The organism is Microbacterium sp. B35-30, assembly GCF_010634855.1.
GTDB lineage: Bacteria > Actinomycetota > Actinomycetes > Actinomycetales > Microbacteriaceae > Microbacterium.
In genome coordinates, this window is the sequence record NZ_MWLQ01000013.1 from 1 (window position 1) to 16945 (window position 16945).

Genomic DNA, 16945 nt, shown 5'->3' on the forward strand with positions numbered 1-16945 from the left:
CTCTGGCTCTGGCTCTGGCGCGGGACGCGGCATCCCGCTCTCGGAATCGCGAAAGGGTAGATCTCCGCACGCGCCCGTGCGGAGATCTACCCTTTCGCGATTCCCGGGGGCGAGAATGGGCGGATGCCGCAGCCCGACGCAGACGAAGCGCTCGACGCGATCGCGGCCGAGCTGTACATCCTGCCGCCGTCGGAGTTCACCGCGGCGCGCAACGCGCGCGCCGGCATGGCGGCCGGACCGCTCGCGAAGCAGATCAAGGCGCTGCGCAAGCCGACCGTGGCCGCGTGGGCTGTCAACCTGCTGGCGCAGGACGGGCAGCTCGCCGACGCGGTCGAGCTGTCGGCGGCGCTGCGTGAGGCCCAGGACGACCTCGACGCCGCCGAGCTGGGACGCCTCGGCAAGCAGCGGCGCCAGCTCGTCGCGGCCCTCGCGAAGCAGGCCGTAGGTCTGGCTGAGGACGCCGGCGGCAGCTTGAGCGCCGCCGCGCAGGACGACGTCGTGACGACGATCAACGCCGCGGTGATGGATGCCGCAGCCGCCGCCGCAGTGCTCACCGGCCGGCTGGTCACGGCGCTGGAGGCGGGGGACATCGAGCCCGGTGCGCTCGCCGAGGCGGTCGGCGGATCCGTGCCGGGGGTGGTGGCACCGCCTCCCCGTGACGACCTGGCCGAGCGCCGGGCGCGCAAGGCCGCTGAGAAGGCCGCCCGCGAAGCGGAGCGGCTCGCCAACGAGGCCGAGCGGGAACTCGCGCGCGTCGACGCGCGCCGTGCCAAGGCGCAGGAGCGCGTCGACCACGTGCGCGAGCGGATCGACGACCTCCGCCGCGACCTCGCCGCGCTCGAGAACGACGAGGCGGGCGCCGTCGACAAGCTCGAGACGATCGATCGCGAGCGCGCGGATGCCGCGGCGAAGGCCCGCGACGCGGCGAAGGAGTCCGAACGCGCCCAGGCCGCGCTCGACGACGCGTGACCGCCGCGCCTGACCACCCCGCCTGACCACCTCCCCTGACCGCCGCGCCTGACCGACGACGCGTGACCGCCGCGCGTGACCGCCGCGCAGGGAAGAGGCATCCGTCTTTCACAGGACTCTCGTAGACCCGACCCCTACCGTCGATCGCATGGCGACTCCCGCACCGCTGGTGCCCGCGACGGCGTCCGATGAGGGTGAGATCACGGTCTCGCCCAGCGAGCTGAGGGAGCTGCGGGACGAGCTGCAGCGCTTCATGATGGAGTACCGCTTCGGCCTGCAGGAGGTCGAGACGAAGATCGGCATCCTGCGCGAAGAGTTCCTGCTGACCCACGACTACAACCCGATCGAGCACGTCTCGAGTCGGGTGAAGTCGCCCGACAGTCTCGTCGAGAAGGTGCAGCGCAAGGGCATCGACGGCGACTTCGCCTCGATCAGGAGCAGCATCACCGACATCGCGGGCATCCGCATCACCTGCAGCTTCACCGCCGACGTGTACCGCCTCTTCGACCTGCTCACCGCACAGGACGATGTGCGGGTGCTGCACGTCAAGGACTACATCGCCCAGCCCAAGCCCAACGGCTACAAGAGCCTGCACGCGATCCTCGAGGTGCCGGTGTTCCTCTCGACAGGGCGCATCGAGGTGCCCGTCGAGGTGCAGTTCCGCACCATCGCCATGGACTTCTGGGCGAGCCTCGAGCACAAGATCTACTACAAGTACGCCACGCAGGTGCCGGACGAGCTGCTCGAGAGCCTCAAGGACGCCGCCGACACCGCTGCCGAGCTGGACGCCCGCATGGAGCGCCTCCACAGGGAGATTCGTGCTGGCAGCGCCTGGCAGATCAAGGGCTCCAGCGCCGGGCAGGCGGCGCCCGTCGCCGTGCGCGAGATCACGGGCGCTGCCGCTCCGGCGACGGGAGACTCGGATGCCGCAACCCGGCGCCGCGACGACGGCGGACTGCAGGCAGTCTGACGCCTCGGCTCAAGCGCACCGGAGCGTTCGGCGCGTTTCGTCTCGCTCGTTCCTCGCTCGCTCAACGACCGGGGGAGAGGTATCGGTCGTTGAGCGAGCGATCGCCAGCGACCGAGACGAAGCGCCTCGGGCTCACGGGCGGCGTTTCGTCTCGCCGGATCGGTCGAGTGGGCTCAGCTCGCGAGGACGGCGCCCGTGCCGGCGAGGTACTCGTCGACGTCACGAGGGCCGAAGACGGCGGTGTTCGCGACATAGCCCTGCGCGAGGGCCACGATCGAGCGGGCGGTGTCGGCGGCGAGAGCCTCGGCCTTGGCTCCATCCACTGACTGTGCGCGCGCCCACGGCCCGATCGCGTGAGTGAGGGCCGCCCTCAGGCGTCCTGCCGTGCGGAGCATCTCGTCGCGCAGCCCCGGCTCGACCATCGCCTCACCCCAGAACTGCAGGACGAGCGAGGTCGACAATCCGGCTTCGCTGAAGATCGACAGCATGCGGCGGAGCACCTGCCGAGGCGTCAGGACCTCGCCGCGGGCGCCCGCGGCCTCCAGAGCGTCGAGACGCGGAATGAGGAAGCGCCCGACCACATAACGGGCGAGTTCCGACTTGGTGGAGAAATGCGAGTAGATCGCCCCGGTCGAGAGGCCCGACTCCTCGACGATGTCGGCGATGGAGGTGTCTCGCACGCCTTTGCGCTCGAGCACCCGCAGCGCGGCGCGACCGATCTCGTCGCGGCGGGCTTCGCGGTACTCCTCCGACACTTTCGGCATGGAAACAGAATACCGATTCTGTTATTCTCACAAACAGAACCACCATTCTCTTTTAATTCCACTCATAGAAGGAGGTCGCGATGTCTCTTCACCGCGCACACACCGACGCTCCGGTGCGCCCCACCCGCTGGCCCGTCGCCGCAGCGTTCGGGCTCCTCGGCTCCGTCATCGTCGCCGTCATCGTGATGGCGTTCGTCTGGCCGGCCGCCACGTCGCAGCCCCAGAACCTGCCGGTCGGCATCTCCGGACCGACGGATGCCGTCACCGCCGTCGAAGACAAGCTCGGCGAGCAGGACCCTGCGCCCTTCGACCTCCACGAGGTCGACTCGCGGGAAGACGCGGTCGCGCAGATCGAATCCCGCGCGCTCTACGGCGCAATCCTCCTCGGCGATGAGCCCGAGGTGCTGGTCGCGACCGCCGCGAGCCCCGTCGCGGCGCAGGCGCTGCGCGGGGTGGCGACCCAGCTGCAGTCGCAGATCGACACCGCCGCCAAGACGGCGCTCACCGATCAGCTGACGGCGATCGTCGGCGCACTGCAGTCCGGCCAGAGGCCGCAGCTGCCGGAGGGTGCCGCGGGCGCCCCGCCGGAGATCCCGACCGTGACCGTCACCGACGTCGTGCCGCTCGCCGAGGGCGACAGCACGGGCGCCGGGCTCGCGGCATCCGTCTTCCCGCTCGTGCTGGGCGGCATGCTGGGCGGCATCCTGCTCACGCTCCTCGTGCAGGGCGTCGTGCGACGACTCATCGGACTCGTCGTCTTCGGCATCGCCGCGGGTGCGCTGATCACGCTGGTGATGCAGACGTGGTTCGGGATGCTGACGGGCGACTGGCTGCTGAACGCCACGGTCATCGGCCTCGGCGTGAGTGCGACCTCTGCACTCATCATCGGCCTCGCGGCGCTGATGGGCCCTCCCGGCATCGGCGTGGGCGCGGTCATCACGATGGTCATCGCCAATCCCATCGCCGGTGCCGCGATGCCGCCGCAGTTCCTGCCCGAGCCGTGGGGCGCGATCGGCCAGTTCTTCGTGCCGGGCGCGTCGGCGACGCTGCTGCGGTCGGTGATGTACTTCCCGGATGCCTCGACCGCACCGCAGTGGATCATCCTGGGCGCATGGCTGGTCGGCGGCGTCGTGCTGGCGCTCATCGGGCATCGGCGCACCCGCGCCGAGCTGACGCCCCCCGCGCGTCAGCTCGAGCCTGCCGAGCCCGCGGAGCCGGTGGCGTCGCTCGAACCGGCAGAGCCGCTCGCGCGCTGACCGGCCGCACGGATGCGCGTTCCGGCGCCGCCCCCACGGGCGGCGCCGGATTCGGCGCTCCCGCGGGACCTGCTCGCCGAGAGCGCGCGTCCGCGTGACGTGTCCTGGCTAGTCTGTTCGCGTGGACGACCTCGAACCGACGCTGCTGGTGATCCCGCTCCTGGCGGTGCTGGCGCCGCTGCTGGCGCGAGGGGTCGGCCGGTGGATGCGCGTCCCCGTGGTGGTGTTCGAGCTCGTGCTCGGCATCCTGGTCGGTCCCGCCGTGCTCGGCTGGGCGGTGCCGAGCGAGTTCATCGACACGCTGTCGGAGTTCGGGCTCGCGATGCTGTTCTTCGTCGCGGGCACCGAGATCGAGTTCGGCTCGTTCCGTGGCCGCCTCGGCCGCCGGGCGTCCCTCGGGTGGCTCATCAGCCTCGCCGCGGGGATCGCTGCGGGCTTCGTGCTCGCATCGGGGGAGGCGGCGATCGTGATCGGCGTCGCGCTGTGCTCGACGGCGCTCGGAACCCTCCTCCCCATCCTCCGCGACGCCGGCGAACTGCCCACGCCGTTCGGCAAGGCCGTCGCCGCCATCGGCGCCGTCGGCGAGTTCGGCCCGCTCATCGCGATCTCGATCTTCCTCGGCGGCCGCGAACCGGGCCTGTCGACCGTGGTGCTCGCCCTCTTCGCCGGTTTCGCGGCGCTCGCCATCTGGCTGGCGTTCAAGGTCCCGCGCGGCGCGATGCACGCGTTCGTGAGCTCCACCCTCCACACCTCGGGGCAGTTCGCGATCCGGGTGGTCTTCGTCATCCTCGCGGCGCTCGTCGCACTCAGCATCGTGCTCGACCTCGACCTGCTGCTCGGGGCCTTCACCGCCGGCATCATCTGGCGCCTCCTCATGCGCGACGCCTCCGAGCCCGATCGCGAGGCGGTGGAGAGCAAGATCGAAGGGGTCGCGTTCGGGTTCCTGGTGCCGATCTTCTTCATCTACACAGGGGTCACCTTCGACCTCGAGGCGCTCCTCGAGGAGCCGGCCACGTTCCTGCTGGTACCGGTCGTGCTCGTGGCGCTGCTGGTGGTGCGTGGGCTGCCATCCACCCTCGCCGCACCCGAGGGATCGGCGCGGCGCGATCGGCTGTCCATCGCGCTGCTCGGGGCAACCGGGCTCCCGATCATCGTCGCGGTCACGCAGATCGGCGTGGACGAGGACATCCTGACGACGTCGCACCAGACCGTGCTCGTCGCCGGCGGCATGCTGTCGGTCCTGCTGTTCCCCCTCATCGGCATGGCTCTCCGCGGCGAGCGGGTGAAGGCCACGCCGGCGCGCGAGGACGACATGGCGTGAGCACCCTCGAGCTCTTCGACGCCGCCCGCGCGCGGCTCGCCGACGCCCCGCGCGAAGCGCTGGGCGAGCTCGTCGTTCCTCGGCGCATCCTCGGGGTCGCGCGCGCCCCGCGCGTCGAGCGGCGCGGTGCCGCGTGGCATCTGGGCGCGCTGCTGCTCACCGACGACGCCGCGCTCGCGACGGCAGACATCGTCCGCGCGCGCCAGGAGGCCCGGCGCGGCTACGCCGCCGAGTCCCAGCGGCAGCGCGCCGAGCTCGCCGCAGCTGCACGCCGCGGTGGCTTCGCAGAGGGCGAGACGGTCCACCTCGGATGGCGGGTGCTGCGACCCGACGTCGTCGACGCCGGCGGAGAGTCCGGCCCCCTCGTCTCGCTCGACGGCGTCGCGAGCGTGCGGTGGAGCGCGGCCGGGGGACTCATGCCGCTCGAGGCGTACCTCGCCGAGCGGGTCGCTCTGCTGCTCGATCCTCCAGGCGGTGCCTAGACCGGGCGGTGCGTAGACCCGGCGCTACTGGGCGGAGCGCGACGTGTCAATACGGTCAGCGGCGCCAGGAGGGCCCCGTACGGTGTGGGCATGGCCGCTCGGGACCTCACACGTCAGATCGTCGTCATCAGCGCGTTCTGCTTCATGATCATCGCCGCGATGGTCGGTACCGGACTGTTCGGCGGCACGCCGGTGCAGGATCTGCAGGACGGCGCGCTCGATGAGGACGGTTCGTATCTCGCCCCCGCGAGCCCGGCGTTCTCGATCTGGTCGGTGATCTACATCGGCCTCTTCGCCTACACGGTCTGGCAGGCTCTGCCGCGGCAGCGGGGAAGCGAGCGACAGCGCGCACTGGGCTGGCTCATCGCGGGCACGATGGCGCTGAACGGCCTGTGGCTGGTGATCGCGCAGTTCGGCTCGCTCGCGATGACCGTGCTCTCGATCATCGTGCTGCTGGCGGTGCTGGGTGTCACCTTCCACCGCACGGTCATCGAGCCGGCAGACGGGTGGGCCGACAGGCTGCTCGTCGACGGCGTCACGGGCCTTCACCTCGGCTGGGTGACGCTCGCGACCGTCGCGAACATCACGGCGTGGCTGACTTCGATCGCCCCGCCCGAGTGGGCGGATGCCGCCGACCTGTGGGGCGTCATCGTGCTCATCGTCGTCGGGGTGGTGGGGCTCGGCATCGAGGCGGCGAGCCGCTGGCGGCTGGCGCCCGCGCTCGCCCTGGCTTGGGGGCTGAGCTGGCTCGCGGTGGCCAGGCTCACCGGCGACCCGTCCAGCGCTGCGATCGGCGTGACGGCGCTCATCGTCGCCGGCCTGATCCTCGCGGCCGGGGTGATCGGCACCGTGCTGCGCGTGGCGACGGGTGTGCGCAACGCCGAGGCGTGAGTCAGGCCGACGAGAATCGATCAGCGAAAGCGCGGAGCAGTCGCGCAGGCTCCGTGACGGATGCCGCGAGCACACGTCGGGCGATGGTGTCGTAGTCCGCCGAGTCGAAGTAGCCGTCGTCGCGGTACACGGCCATGCGCTCGGTGAACGCCTTCGTGGTCGGCTCAGGGTGGAACTGGGTGGCGTAGAGGCGATCGCCGACGCGGTACGCCTGGACGGGGCATCCGTCGTTCGATGCCAGCAGAACCGCTCCATGGGGCAGTTCCTCGCAGCCCTCCTTGTGGGCGGTGAGCGCCGTGAAGCGGCTGGCGAGGCCGCCGAACACCGGGTCGGCGCGGGCAGCATCGCCGAGCTCGACGATGACGGGGCCGGTGTCTTCGGGGAAGGCCCGGCTCACGATGCCGCCGAGCGTGCGCGTCGCGACGCCGATGCCGTAGCAGGTGAAGAGCGCGGCCGGCCCCATGCCAGACGCGGTGTGTTCGGCGATGCGCGCGAGGTCTGCCTCGAGGCGGCGCTGGGCGTCGGTCTTCGTCGAGTCCGGGTCGGTGACGTTGAATGGGCTGCCGCCGATGAGAAAGCCTGCGTAGCGCTCGAAAGCGTCTGCCGGCAGCGGTTCGCGCACGAGGTCGTGACGTGCGAGGCGGCTCTCGTCGAGGTGCATGGCCGCCCGGAACGACTCGTACTCGGCGGCCGCCGCGCCCACCTGCGGCCGCACGCAGACATAGAGCAGCGGCGCGGTTGTCATGCACGAATTCTAGGTCGCGGGTCGCCGCGCGTGCGAAGGGGCGACATCCGCGGTATTCGACGGGTATGCGTGTATCAAACCGGCACTATCGCGCTCGGGCATGGTGTGGACAGAATGGGCGCTATGACACAGGCTGGCGCCGAGCCATCCGTCGACTCCGCGGAGCCGGCGCGATGGGAGCGGGCCGCCGCACTCTTCGTGCGGTGGCGTGAGGGTGACAGCCGTGCGATGGACGAACTCGTCCGCCTGATGACGCCGCCGTTGTGGCACGTCGTGCGGGCGTACGGCGTCGACCCTGCGCTGGCACAGGACGTCGTGCAGACGACCTGGCTGACGCTCGTACGCCGTCACGAGACCATCAACGACCCGCTCGCGGTGTCGGGGTGGCTCACGATGTGTGCGCGCCGCGAGGCGTGGCGCGTCGGCAAGCAGCATCGGCGTGCCGATGCCACCGAGGCCGAGTCGCTCGAACCGCACCTTCCTGTCCACGAATCCGCCGAGCAGACCGCGGCGCAGGACGACGAGACCCGTCGCCTCTGGACAGCGGTCGCCACGCTCAACGATCGATGCCAGCGCCTGCTGCGGATCGTCGCGTTCGAGGACCGCCCCGACTATGCCCGTATCGCAGAAGACCTCGCGATGCCCATCGGATCGATCGGACCGACCCGCCAGCGCTGCCTCGCAAAGCTCCGCGCCGTGCTCGAGGGCGACGGATGGAGAGGTGACGACGATGGAAACTGAGGACTTCGCGGCCGACGCCGCGCTCTTCGCACGCATGCGCCGCATGTGGGAGGACGTCGATCCGGTGCCGGCCGAGCTGGTCGACCGGATGGTCGCTGCCGTCGCCGTCGAGGACCTGTCGCGCGAGTACGCCCTGCTGACGCTCGTCGAGGGCACCCTCGCGGCCGTCCGCGGCGAGACCGACACCGCGACGCTGCAGTTCAGCGACGGCACGACCAGCGTGCTGCTGCACGTGACCGCCACCGAGGACGGCGGCAGACGCGTGGACGGATGGGTGGATGCCACGGCGCTGGCCATCCGGCTGGTGCAGGGCGACCACGAGTGGTCGGCCGAACCGGGCGAGCACGGACGCTTCGCCTTCGACGAGGTCACGCCTGGGGTGGCGCGACTTCGCCTGGTCGTGAAGGACGCCGACGGCGCACTGCGCGACTTCCAGACCCCGCAGTTCGAAGTCTGATTATCGGAATCGGATGCCTCTGCTGAGGCATCCGATTCGCCATGCGCAGTGCAGTCACACATGAAGGGGAATCATGCCTGATCCGCAGAAGCCGACCCACACTCCACGATTGACCTGGCGGCAGCGAGAGGCGCGCCGCGTACGTGCCGCGCTTCTCGACCCCGACATCCTGCCGGTGGGGACCGGATTCGCTCCGACGGTCTACGAGCCTGACGTGCTCCTGCTCGCACCGACCGGCAAGACCGTGCCGCGGAGTCTCGACAAGTCGCCCCTTGCCGCGATCGCGGAGAGGCTGGGCTGGACCGTCGAGATCGAGGACCTCGAGAACCCAGAGCCGCAAGACGGCGTCGCGACCCGGTCGGTCGGGTCTTCGAAGAGCACGGTCGCCGCCGGCTCCCGCCGACGCCAGGGCGTGGCGCGCACCAAGCGCGTACGCATCGGCGTCGCTCCCGACCCGAAGACGCAGCAGCCGCTCACCCGTCCCGACGCGGCGCGCCTGCTCGTTGAAGCCCGTCGCGCGGGAGTCACCGGCATCGGGCTCAACCACGTCCTCTCGACCGACTCGCTCGATGTGAATCCGTTCAAGGGGAATCCGTTCAAGGGGAATCCGTTCAAGGGCAACCCGTTCAAGGGCAACCCGTTCAAGGGCAACCCCTCGGGGATCGAGGGGTACGCCTATCCGGGCCTCGGGGGACGGCAGCCGGTGACATTCATCGGTGGAGACCTCCCCGAGCCGAAGCTTCCTCTCGAGGACCGGCCGGTGGTGGCGATCCTGGACACGGGACATGGCAGCCACCCGTGGCTCGACGAAGCCGTGATCGATGCGGTCGCGGAGTACGGCGGCGAGATCGGCATCGTCGACGGCCAAACGGACCCCGACCGCTACCCGTCGATCGGCAGCCCCTTGGACGGCGTGGTCGACAGTGCTGCCGGGCACGGCACCTTCATCGCGGGCATCGTGCTGCAGGCGTGCCCGGAAGCCCGCATCCTCCCGGTTCGCATCGCTGATGGTGACGGGCTCATTCTCGAGAACGATCTGATCGCGGCGCTCGGCAGGCTCGTCGACATCGTGGAGGACACCGACGGCGGTGGCCGCATCGATGTCGTGAACCTCTCGTTCAGCTTCTACCACGAGACGCCCGAGCGGCAGTCCGTCGAGAGCGAGCTCTACGACCTGCTCGCGCGTCTGCGACGGGCCGGCACGGTGGTGGTGTGCTCAGCCGGAAATGACGCGACCGACCGCCCCGCTGCTCCTGCCTCCATGCACCACTGGGATGGTGCCGACTGCGGGATCGAGAAGGAAAAGGAAGCCGACCTGGTCCCCCTCGTGACGGTCGGTGCACTCAACCCCTCCCGCCACACGGTCGCCCTCTTCTCCAACATCGGCGAATGGGTGCAGACCTATGTGCGAGGCGTGTCGGTGCTCTCGATCATCCCGGTCGACTTCGAGGGCGGAATCCAATCCGACCTGCGCAGCGATGAGTACGGTCATCGGCGCGAGACGCTCGACCTCGACGACTTCCGGTCGGGGTTCGCCGTGTGGAGCGGCACGTCCTTCGCGGCGCCCCTGGTGGCCGGCCGCATCGCGCAGCGGCTGGCAGAAGCGCGCGGGGGGTCGGCATCGGCGAAGTCCCAGCCGCTCGTGCAGCACGTGAGCCGGGTCGTCAAGGAAGTGCTCGACGAACAGATGACGGAGAAGGAGGATCTGTCGGCGATCAAGCCGTCCGACTAGCCACCGCACGCCAGACCTTCGTCGCATGCGCGGCGAATTCGCGCCATGCTGTGAGGATGACCTTGACGGCTGGGGAGCTGTATCGGCGTGGTCGTGCTCACCTCAATGGGGGTCGCAACGCGGCGGCACGCCGCGAGCTCGCGCGCGCCGCGGCGCGGACGGACGATCCCGATCTTCGGGCGCGCATCGCCGGTTCGATGGCAGCCGTCGTGATCCGACAAGGCGATCCCGAAGCAGCTGAGCGCCTCTGCAAGGAAGCACTCGCATATCCGCGGCTGTCCCGCCAGACATCGGCGATGCTCCACGGGCAGCTGGGGCTCCTGGCATTGGAGCGAGGTGCACTCGACGAGGCGGTGAGCTGGCTCGACAAAGCGATCGACGGCATCGGGGACGAGGCAGAGCATCGAGCCCCGATGCTGCTCAACCGCAGCCTCGCGCACAGTCAGGCTGGGCGGTTCCGTGCGGCCAGGGCGGACCTCGAACGTGCCGCACCCGACTACGCGGCGACCGGCAACGATGTCGAGCGTGCCATGGCGGTCCACAACGCCGGGTACGTCGCCCTCCTGGAAGGCGATCTGATCGCGGCGCTGTCGACGATGGCGGCGGCGCGGGACGCGCTCGCTGCAGCCTCCGACGTCAACGCCGCGATCTGCGACCTCGACAGAGCCGAGGTCCTGCGCGACGCGGGGCTGGTCGTCGAAGCCGAGACCAGTCTGGTCCGCGTCGCTCAGACCTTCGGTGCGAACCGAATGCCACAGGCCCGAGCCGAGGCCGAATTCCATCTGGCCCGCGCCTTGCTCACACACGCTCCCGCCCGCGCGGAGCAGGTCGCGCGTCGCGCGGCGCAGCGGTTCCGCAGGGTGCACTCCGAGTGGTGGGCGCTCCGGGCCGACGGCGTTCGGCTGAGGGCCGCGCTCCTGTCGTCGATTCCGGATGGCAGCGGCGGCCGCACCGCCGGCAGCGGCTCCGCGCGGCGCATCGATCTCAGGGCGGTCGGCGAATTGTCCGACGCGCTCCGGAATCACCGGCTCGAGGCAGAGGCTGAGGCGCTGCAGCTCACCGCCGACCTGTGGCGCGCGCGGGTCGGCATCGACGACCGAGATCACGGCGGAGTGCGCGTCCGCCCGACCGCCCCGATCCAGCTCACCCTGCTCACCCGCCAGGTGCAGGCTGCCCGCGCCCTTGCGCAGGGGCGTGAAGATCTGGTGCGCGCTCGTGCGGCCGCCGGACTCGACGCGCTCAGCGAGTGGCAGGCGTCGTTCGGCAGCCTCGATCTTGCGACCTCGCTCGTGATGTACGGAGAGGGGCTGATCTTTGCGGGACTGCAGTCGGCTGTTCGTTCGATGCGCCCGGACGTGGTGTTCGAGTGGGCCGAGCGCGCCCGGTTCCTGAATCAGGAGGTCGTGCCGCTTCGCCCGCCACCTGATCCCGAGTTGGCGGCCGACCTGGCCGAGCTTCGCGCGCTGCGCGTCGAGGGCGGCCCCGATTGGCTCTCGTCAGGCAGGGCCCGGGAACTGGGCGAACAGCTGCGTCAGCGGCAGTGGGCCACCTCGGGTGCGGCGGGTCGACGTCCGCGCGCATCGCTCGACGAGCTGCAGGAGGGACTCGACGACGAGACGGCATCGGTGTCATATGTCTTCGATCGCTCGGGGATGGTGGCCGTCGCGGCGCGGCGGGATGGTGCCCGCGTCGTCCGGATCGACGCGTGGCCGGAGGTCGGGCGGAGCGTGGCTGCGTTGCGAGCGGATGCCGATGTGAGCGCCGCCGTGCGCGCGGGACCCATGGCCGCAGTGGTGCAACGCTCGTTGGACGAACGCGTCGCGGCGCTGTCGGCAGCGCTGCTCGCTCCGGTGGCGGAGGTCGTCGGCGACCGGAAGCTGGTGCTCAGCGTCCCCGGCATCCTGGGCGGCATCCCGTGGGCGCTGCTGCCGGCACTTCGCGGGAGGGTCTTCACCGTGGCCACTTCCGCGTCGCAGTGGCTGTCGACGAGGGAGCGCTCCGACGCTCGGCGGGTCGCCTTCGCGGCGGGGCCACGAGTCGAACGCGCCGCCGAAGAAGTCGCGCGGGCCGCGGAGGCATGGCCCGATCCGATCGTTCTGCGGGACGAGGACGCGTCGGTCATGGCGCTCACCGGTGCCGCGTCCCGCGTCGACGTGCTGCATGTCGCCGCGCATGGCCGCCATTCCGCGGAGCACCCGCTGTTCTCGGGTCTGCAGCTCCACGACGGAACCCTGTTCGGCTACGACGTCGATCTCATTGAGAAGGTGCCGCATACGGTCGTGCTGTCGGCGTGCGAGGTCGGCCGGTCGTCGATCCGCTGGCATGAGGAGGCCGTCGGAATGACCCGCGTCTGGCTCCACGCCGGATCGCGCAGCGTCATCGCGGCGCCAGTCGTGGTCGCCGACGACGCGGCGTGCGAGCTTCTGGGAGCGATGCACCAGGGTCTGGCGGCGGGCGTCGCACCGTCGATCGCACTGGCCGAGGCGTCTCGGCGGACAGGGATCGTGGCTCCCTTCCAGGTCCACGGCGCCGGATTCTGATCAACGCGGCTTCGCCGGCATCATCAGCCCTCACGGCAAGACGAACTCAGCCATCTGAGATCTCGCTTCGGCATGTATCAGAGCCGATGACGCCTGCTCCAAGTCATCGGAACGGCTCGTGCACGCCGGCGGGGGGTCGGGTGCAGAGCAGAAGGCCACTCTGGGGAACGCAGGTCGGGCTGCGGGTCTTCGCGCCGATCCATGAGGGGCGCCGCACTGGGGACTGGGGGCGGCGCCCCTCCTCCTGCGTCCTGACGGCGGTTCAGCCGCGGGAGGAGTTCGCGGTGCGTCCTCGCACGATGCCCACGAACGCGTCGACGGCGGGCGTTGTGCGATCCGCGGCCCACGCCAGCGCGACCGTGGAGGTGGGGCCGTCCAGGAGCGGCCTGTACTCGACGTCCTTGCGCTGGTGAAGCCGCGCGAGCGACATCGGCACGATGACGATCCCCACCCCTGCGGCGACGGTCGCGATCGCCTCGGCCGTGTCGGCCGGGGGAGCGAAGCGCGGCTTCTCGGTGCCGGGCACACTGATGCGCAGCACGTCGTCCTCCGGAACGATCAGCACCTCGCCGACGAGGTCGGCGGTGTCGAGCTCTCCGGCGGCCGTCAGGTGCGACTCCTTCGCACACACGACGACCGGCACCTCGTCGTAGAGCGGGATGACGTGGAGCCCGTCCTTGTCGATCGGCAGCCGCACGAGGGCGGCGTCGACCTCGCCGTCGACGACGGGCCGTCGCTGGTCGGCGAAGGCCAGGGGCACGAGCTCGAGGCTCGTGCGCGGCATCCGTTCCTTCCAGGTGTCGATCCACTTGCCCGGCGTCGCACCGGGGATCGCGCCGAGGAGGAACGTCGCCGGCATCGGCGGCTCGGCGGGGGGTACCGGCGACGGCCCGGGCGACGGCTGCGGCCGGCGCGGCTGAACGGGCTGCGGCTTCGCGGGCTTCGCCTTCGCTGCGGAGCCGGATGCTGCGCCACGGCGCTTGCCCGCGGCATCCCGTGCCCGTCCGCCTGCGCGCGACCCACCCTTCGCCATACCGTTCAGCGTAGCCCGGGCGCTATCGTTCGCTCATGGTGGCTATCCTCGCAACGGTCTTCGCAGCGCTGGCGGCGCTGCTGCACCTGTACATCTTCGTGATGGAGAGCGTGCAGTGGACGCAGCCGAAGATCTGGAAACGCTTCGGCGTCGCCGACCAGGCGGCCGCCGACACGACGAAGCCGATGGCCTACAACCAGGGGTTCTACAACCTCTTCCTCGCGATCGGCGTGGTGATCGGCCTCGTGCTGATCTTCGCGGGCTCGGATACCGCACCCGTCCGCGCGGCCGGCCTCGCGCTCGTGCTGTTCAGCCTCGGATCGATGGTCGCGGCGGCGCTCGTGCTGTTGAGCACGGGCATGCGCTACCTGCGCGCTGCGCTCATCCAGGGGACGCTGCCGCTCATCGGCTTCGTGCTGTTCCTGTTCGCCTGACGGCTCAGCCGCACGCGCTCCACCGGCCGACTCCGGTGGCGACCGCCGTCGACTCGAGGGAGCGGAGCAGCGCCTCCTGGCTGCGGTTGGGCGAGTAGATCTCGACGCGCGCATCGCCCTGCGCCACGAGCTCCCCGTTGACGAACCGGCCGTCGGGTGTCCAGACATAGAGCAGCGTCCGGCCGTACTGGTCGTGCACCTCGGCATCGGGCGCCACCCAGATCGTCGACCCGGCGGGGACGAGAGCAGTCAGCTTCGCCGTCGCCTCCGAGCCCCAGCAGTCGAGTTCGGGGGAGATCTCGGGGGTGTCGATTCCGAGCAAGCGGACACGCGTCGACTCGACGTCCTCGACGACGGCGTTCGGCGTCGCCGCCCGAGCGCGCAGCGTATCGCCGTCGTGCACGCTCTCGACCGTCATCTCGAACGCATCGGACGGAATCGCGGGCATCGTCGGCGCTGCGCCGGGCGTCGCGACGCCGACCTCTGCCGAGTCGCCGTCGCGCCCGGCCCACCACCAGACGGCCGCGCCCGCGACGGCGAGCAGGAGGATTCCGATGAGGACGCGTCTGAACACGTCGCGAGCCTATGCCGTGCGCGCGACGCTCCGCGATCGCGGGATCAGGCGGCCAGGCGCAGTCCCCGCTGGTCGGTGGCGACGCGCTCGCCGTCGGCGATCGTCTGGTCGTCGCCGATGAGTGAGCCTCCGGCGACGCGGGCGTCGTGTCCGACGTGGGTGCGGACGCCGATCTTCGCCTTCGGGCCGATCGCGGCGCGCGGACCGATGTGGGCGTGCGGCTCGATCACGGCGTCGGGGCCGATCACGGCATCCGACTCGACCCACACACCGCGGCCGACGTGCGCGCCCGCGGCGATCTGCACGCCCGGTTCGACATACGACCCCGCTTCGACGACGGCGCTCGGGTGCACCTTCGCTCCATGCGCGATCAGACCACGGCCGTTGACATGCTTGCGGTAGCGCAGCGTCTCGCCCTGGTCGTTCTCGATGTCGATGTAGTTCTTGCCCACGGTCCCCTCCTGGAGCCAGCACAGAGTGCTGAGTACAGAAATAACGGCGGGCGCAGGGCATATATTCCCGCGCATCAGAACGATTCGGTCACCCCGAGAGAATGGCTCCGCATTCCCGAGAATGCGGAGCCGGCAGCCATTCGCTCAGTGCGCCACGAACTCGTCGGCGGCCGACAGCGCGCGGTCGATCACGTCCAGGCCGCGCACCAGCTCGTCCTCGGTGATCACGAGGGGCGGGGCGACGTGCACGCGGTTGAAGTGGGTGAAGGGCCACACGCCCTCGCGCTTGCACGCCGCGGCGACGGCGACGATGGGTGCGGCATCCGCCCCGCTCGCGTTGAACGGCACGAGCTGCTCGCGGGTCTCGCGGTCTTTGACGAGCTCGATCGCCCAGAAGAGGCCCATGCCGCGCACGTCGCCGACGGACGGATGCCGCTCCGCGATGTCGCGCAGGCGAGGCTCGACCACGCGCGAGCCGAGGTCGCGGACGCGTTCGAGGATGCCGTCGCGCTTGAAGACCTCGAACGTCGCCACGCCCGCGGCGCATGCCAGCGGGTGCCCCGAGTACGTGAGCCCGCCGGGGAACGAGACGGTGTCGAAGTGCGCCGCGATACGGTCCGAGACGACGACGCCGCCGAGCGGCACGTAGCCCGAGTTCACGCCCTTGGCGAAGGTGATGAGGTCGGGCTGCACGTCGAACGCCTGGAACGCGAACCACTCACCGACCCGGCCGAAGCCGACCATCACCTCGTCGGCGATGTAGACGATGCCGAAGCGGGTGCACAGCTCTCGGACGCCCGCGAGATAGCCGGGCGGCGGCACCAGCACGCCGTTCGTGCCGACGATCGTCTCGATGACGATGGCGGCGATCGTCGACGCGCCCTCGAGCACGATGGTCTGCTCGAGGTGCTCGAGCGCGCGCTGCGTCTCTTCCTCGGGGCTCGACGAGTGGAACGCCGAGCGGTAGGGGTAAGGCCCGAAGAACTTCGCCGTCGAGCCGTCGCCCGGCTCGTTCGGCCAGCGCCGCGGGTCGCCCGTCAGCGAGATGGCGGTGGTCGTGTTGCCGTGGTAGCTGCGGTACATCGACAGCACCTTGCGGCGGCCGGTCACGAGACGCGCCATGCGGACGGCGTTCTCGTTCGCGTCGGCGCCGCCGTTCGTGAAGAACACCTTCTCGAAGCCATCGCCGGCGACGTCGGCGATGCGCCGGGCGAGCTCGCCGCGCACATCGTTCGCCATAGACGGCTGGATGGTCGCCAGGCGGCCGGCCTGCCGCTGGATGGCCTCGACGAGATCCGGATGCTGATGCCCGAGGTTGAGGTTCACCAGCTGCGAGCTGAAATCGAGGTAGGCGTTGCCGCTGTAGTCCCAGAACGTCGCACCCGCGCCCGCCGCGACAGGCAGCGGGTCGATGAGCGCCTGCGCGCTCCAGGAGTGGAACACGTGACCGCGGTCGTCCGCGCGCACGCGCGCCTCGGCGTCGGGGTCGGGGAGCGGGCGGCGGTCACCGGACGGGTCGGTGTACGCGGCGGTGGCGGCGAGCGTGTCGGTCATGGGGAGTCCTTGCGTGTCGTCGTGTCCGGT

The 16945-nt window shown here is 70.5% G+C and carries 17 protein-coding genes; 11 read left to right on the top strand and 6 right to left on the bottom strand.

The genetic code is table 11. The annotated features are described in order from the left end of the window. Nucleotides 1–123: 123 nt before the first annotated feature. Complete coding sequence (locus B2K11_RS07520; RefSeq protein WP_163617657.1) at nt 124–969, top strand: transposase; 846 nt, start codon at nt 124–126, stop codon at nt 967–969. A 148-nt stretch (nt 970–1117) separates the two neighbouring features. Then, complete coding sequence (locus B2K11_RS07525; protein WP_163617658.1) at nt 1118–1939, top strand: GTP pyrophosphokinase family protein; 822 nt, start codon at nt 1118–1120, stop codon at nt 1937–1939. A 173-nt stretch (nt 1940–2112) separates the two neighbouring features. Here B2K11_RS07525 and B2K11_RS07530 read toward each other — a convergent pair whose 3' ends face one another. Next, nucleotides 2113–2703 (bottom strand): TetR/AcrR family transcriptional regulator, encoded by a 591-nt coding sequence (locus B2K11_RS07530; protein ID WP_163617659.1) that lies wholly within the window; start codon nt 2701–2703, stop codon nt 2113–2115. 80 nt (nt 2704–2783) lie between these two features. On the opposite strand from B2K11_RS07530, the gene B2K11_RS07535 reads away from it, so the two are divergent. From B2K11_RS07535 to B2K11_RS07550, 4 genes are all read left to right on the top strand, one after another. Beyond that, nucleotides 2784–3959 (top strand): ABC transporter permease, encoded by a 1176-nt coding sequence (locus tag B2K11_RS07535; protein ID WP_163617660.1) that lies wholly within the window; start codon nt 2784–2786, stop codon nt 3957–3959. Between the two features lie 121 nt (nt 3960–4080). Beyond that, the gene (locus tag B2K11_RS07540; protein ID WP_163617661.1) at nt 4081–5280 is read left to right on the top strand and encodes a cation:proton antiporter; all 1200 of its coding nucleotides are present in this window, start codon (nt 4081–4083) and stop codon (nt 5278–5280) included. Beyond that, nucleotides 5277–5762, top strand: coding sequence for a glutaminase (locus B2K11_RS07545; RefSeq protein WP_163617662.1), 486 nt, complete (start codon nt 5277–5279; stop codon nt 5760–5762). Before B2K11_RS07540 ends, B2K11_RS07545 begins: the two co-directional genes overlap by 4 nt. Nucleotides 5763–5852: 90 nt before the next feature. After that, complete coding sequence (locus tag B2K11_RS07550; protein WP_163617663.1) at nt 5853–6653, top strand: TspO/MBR family protein; 801 nt, start codon at nt 5853–5855, stop codon at nt 6651–6653. A gap of 1 nt (nt 6654) precedes the next feature. On the opposite strand, the gene B2K11_RS07555 is transcribed toward B2K11_RS07550, so the two are convergent. Further along, complete coding sequence (locus B2K11_RS07555; RefSeq protein WP_163617664.1) at nt 6655–7398, bottom strand: GMP synthase; 744 nt, start codon at nt 7396–7398, stop codon at nt 6655–6657. Nucleotides 7399–7521: 123 nt separating this feature from the next. Between B2K11_RS07555 and B2K11_RS07560 the strand changes: the two genes are divergently transcribed. From B2K11_RS07560 to B2K11_RS07575, 4 genes are all read left to right on the top strand, one after another. After that, on the top strand, nt 7522–8139 hold the full coding sequence (locus B2K11_RS07560; protein ID WP_163617665.1) for a sigma-70 family RNA polymerase sigma factor: 618 nt from the start codon (nt 7522–7524) through the stop codon (nt 8137–8139). Then, nucleotides 8129–8596 carry a hypothetical protein gene (locus tag B2K11_RS07565; protein ID WP_204260043.1) on the top strand — a complete coding sequence of 156 codons (468 nt, stop codon included), beginning with the start codon at nt 8129–8131 and terminating at the stop codon, nt 8594–8596. Before B2K11_RS07560 ends, B2K11_RS07565 begins: the two co-directional genes overlap by 11 nt. A 73-nt stretch (nt 8597–8669) precedes the next feature. Beyond that, a complete protein-coding gene (locus tag B2K11_RS07570) occupies nt 8670–10328 on the top strand; it encodes a S8/S53 family peptidase (RefSeq protein ID WP_163617667.1) in 1659 nt (552 codons plus the stop codon). A 56-nt stretch (nt 10329–10384) separates the two neighbouring features. Next, nucleotides 10385–12868 (top strand): CHAT domain-containing protein, encoded by a 2484-nt coding sequence (locus B2K11_RS07575; RefSeq protein WP_163617668.1) that lies wholly within the window; start codon nt 10385–10387, stop codon nt 12866–12868. Nucleotides 12869–13130: 262 nt separating this feature from the next. On the opposite strand, the gene B2K11_RS07580 is transcribed toward B2K11_RS07575, so the two are convergent. Next, nucleotides 13131–13901 (bottom strand): LysR family substrate-binding domain-containing protein, encoded by a 771-nt coding sequence (locus tag B2K11_RS07580; RefSeq protein WP_163617669.1) that lies wholly within the window; start codon nt 13899–13901, stop codon nt 13131–13133. Between the two features lie 35 nt (nt 13902–13936). Between B2K11_RS07580 and B2K11_RS07585 the strand changes: the two genes are divergently transcribed. Then, entirely contained in the window at nt 13937–14335 is a 399-nt protein-coding gene (locus B2K11_RS07585) for a DUF1304 domain-containing protein (protein ID WP_204260044.1), read from the top strand. A 4-nt stretch (nt 14336–14339) separates the two neighbouring features. Here B2K11_RS07585 and B2K11_RS07590 read toward each other — a convergent pair whose 3' ends face one another. The 3 genes from B2K11_RS07590 to B2K11_RS07600 form a co-directional block, all read right to left on the bottom strand. After that, nucleotides 14340–14909 (bottom strand): thermonuclease family protein, encoded by a 570-nt coding sequence (locus B2K11_RS07590; RefSeq protein ID WP_163617670.1) that lies wholly within the window; start codon nt 14907–14909, stop codon nt 14340–14342. A gap of 44 nt (nt 14910–14953) precedes the next feature. After that, nucleotides 14954–15361, bottom strand: a complete 408-nt coding sequence (locus tag B2K11_RS07595) for a transferase (protein WP_163617671.1) — start codon at nt 15359–15361, stop codon at nt 14954–14956. A 144-nt stretch (nt 15362–15505) separates the two neighbouring features. Beyond that, a complete protein-coding gene (locus tag B2K11_RS07600; RefSeq protein WP_163617672.1) occupies nt 15506–16915 on the bottom strand; it encodes an aspartate aminotransferase family protein in 1410 nt (469 codons plus the stop codon). Nucleotides 16916–16945: the final 30 nt, after the last annotated feature.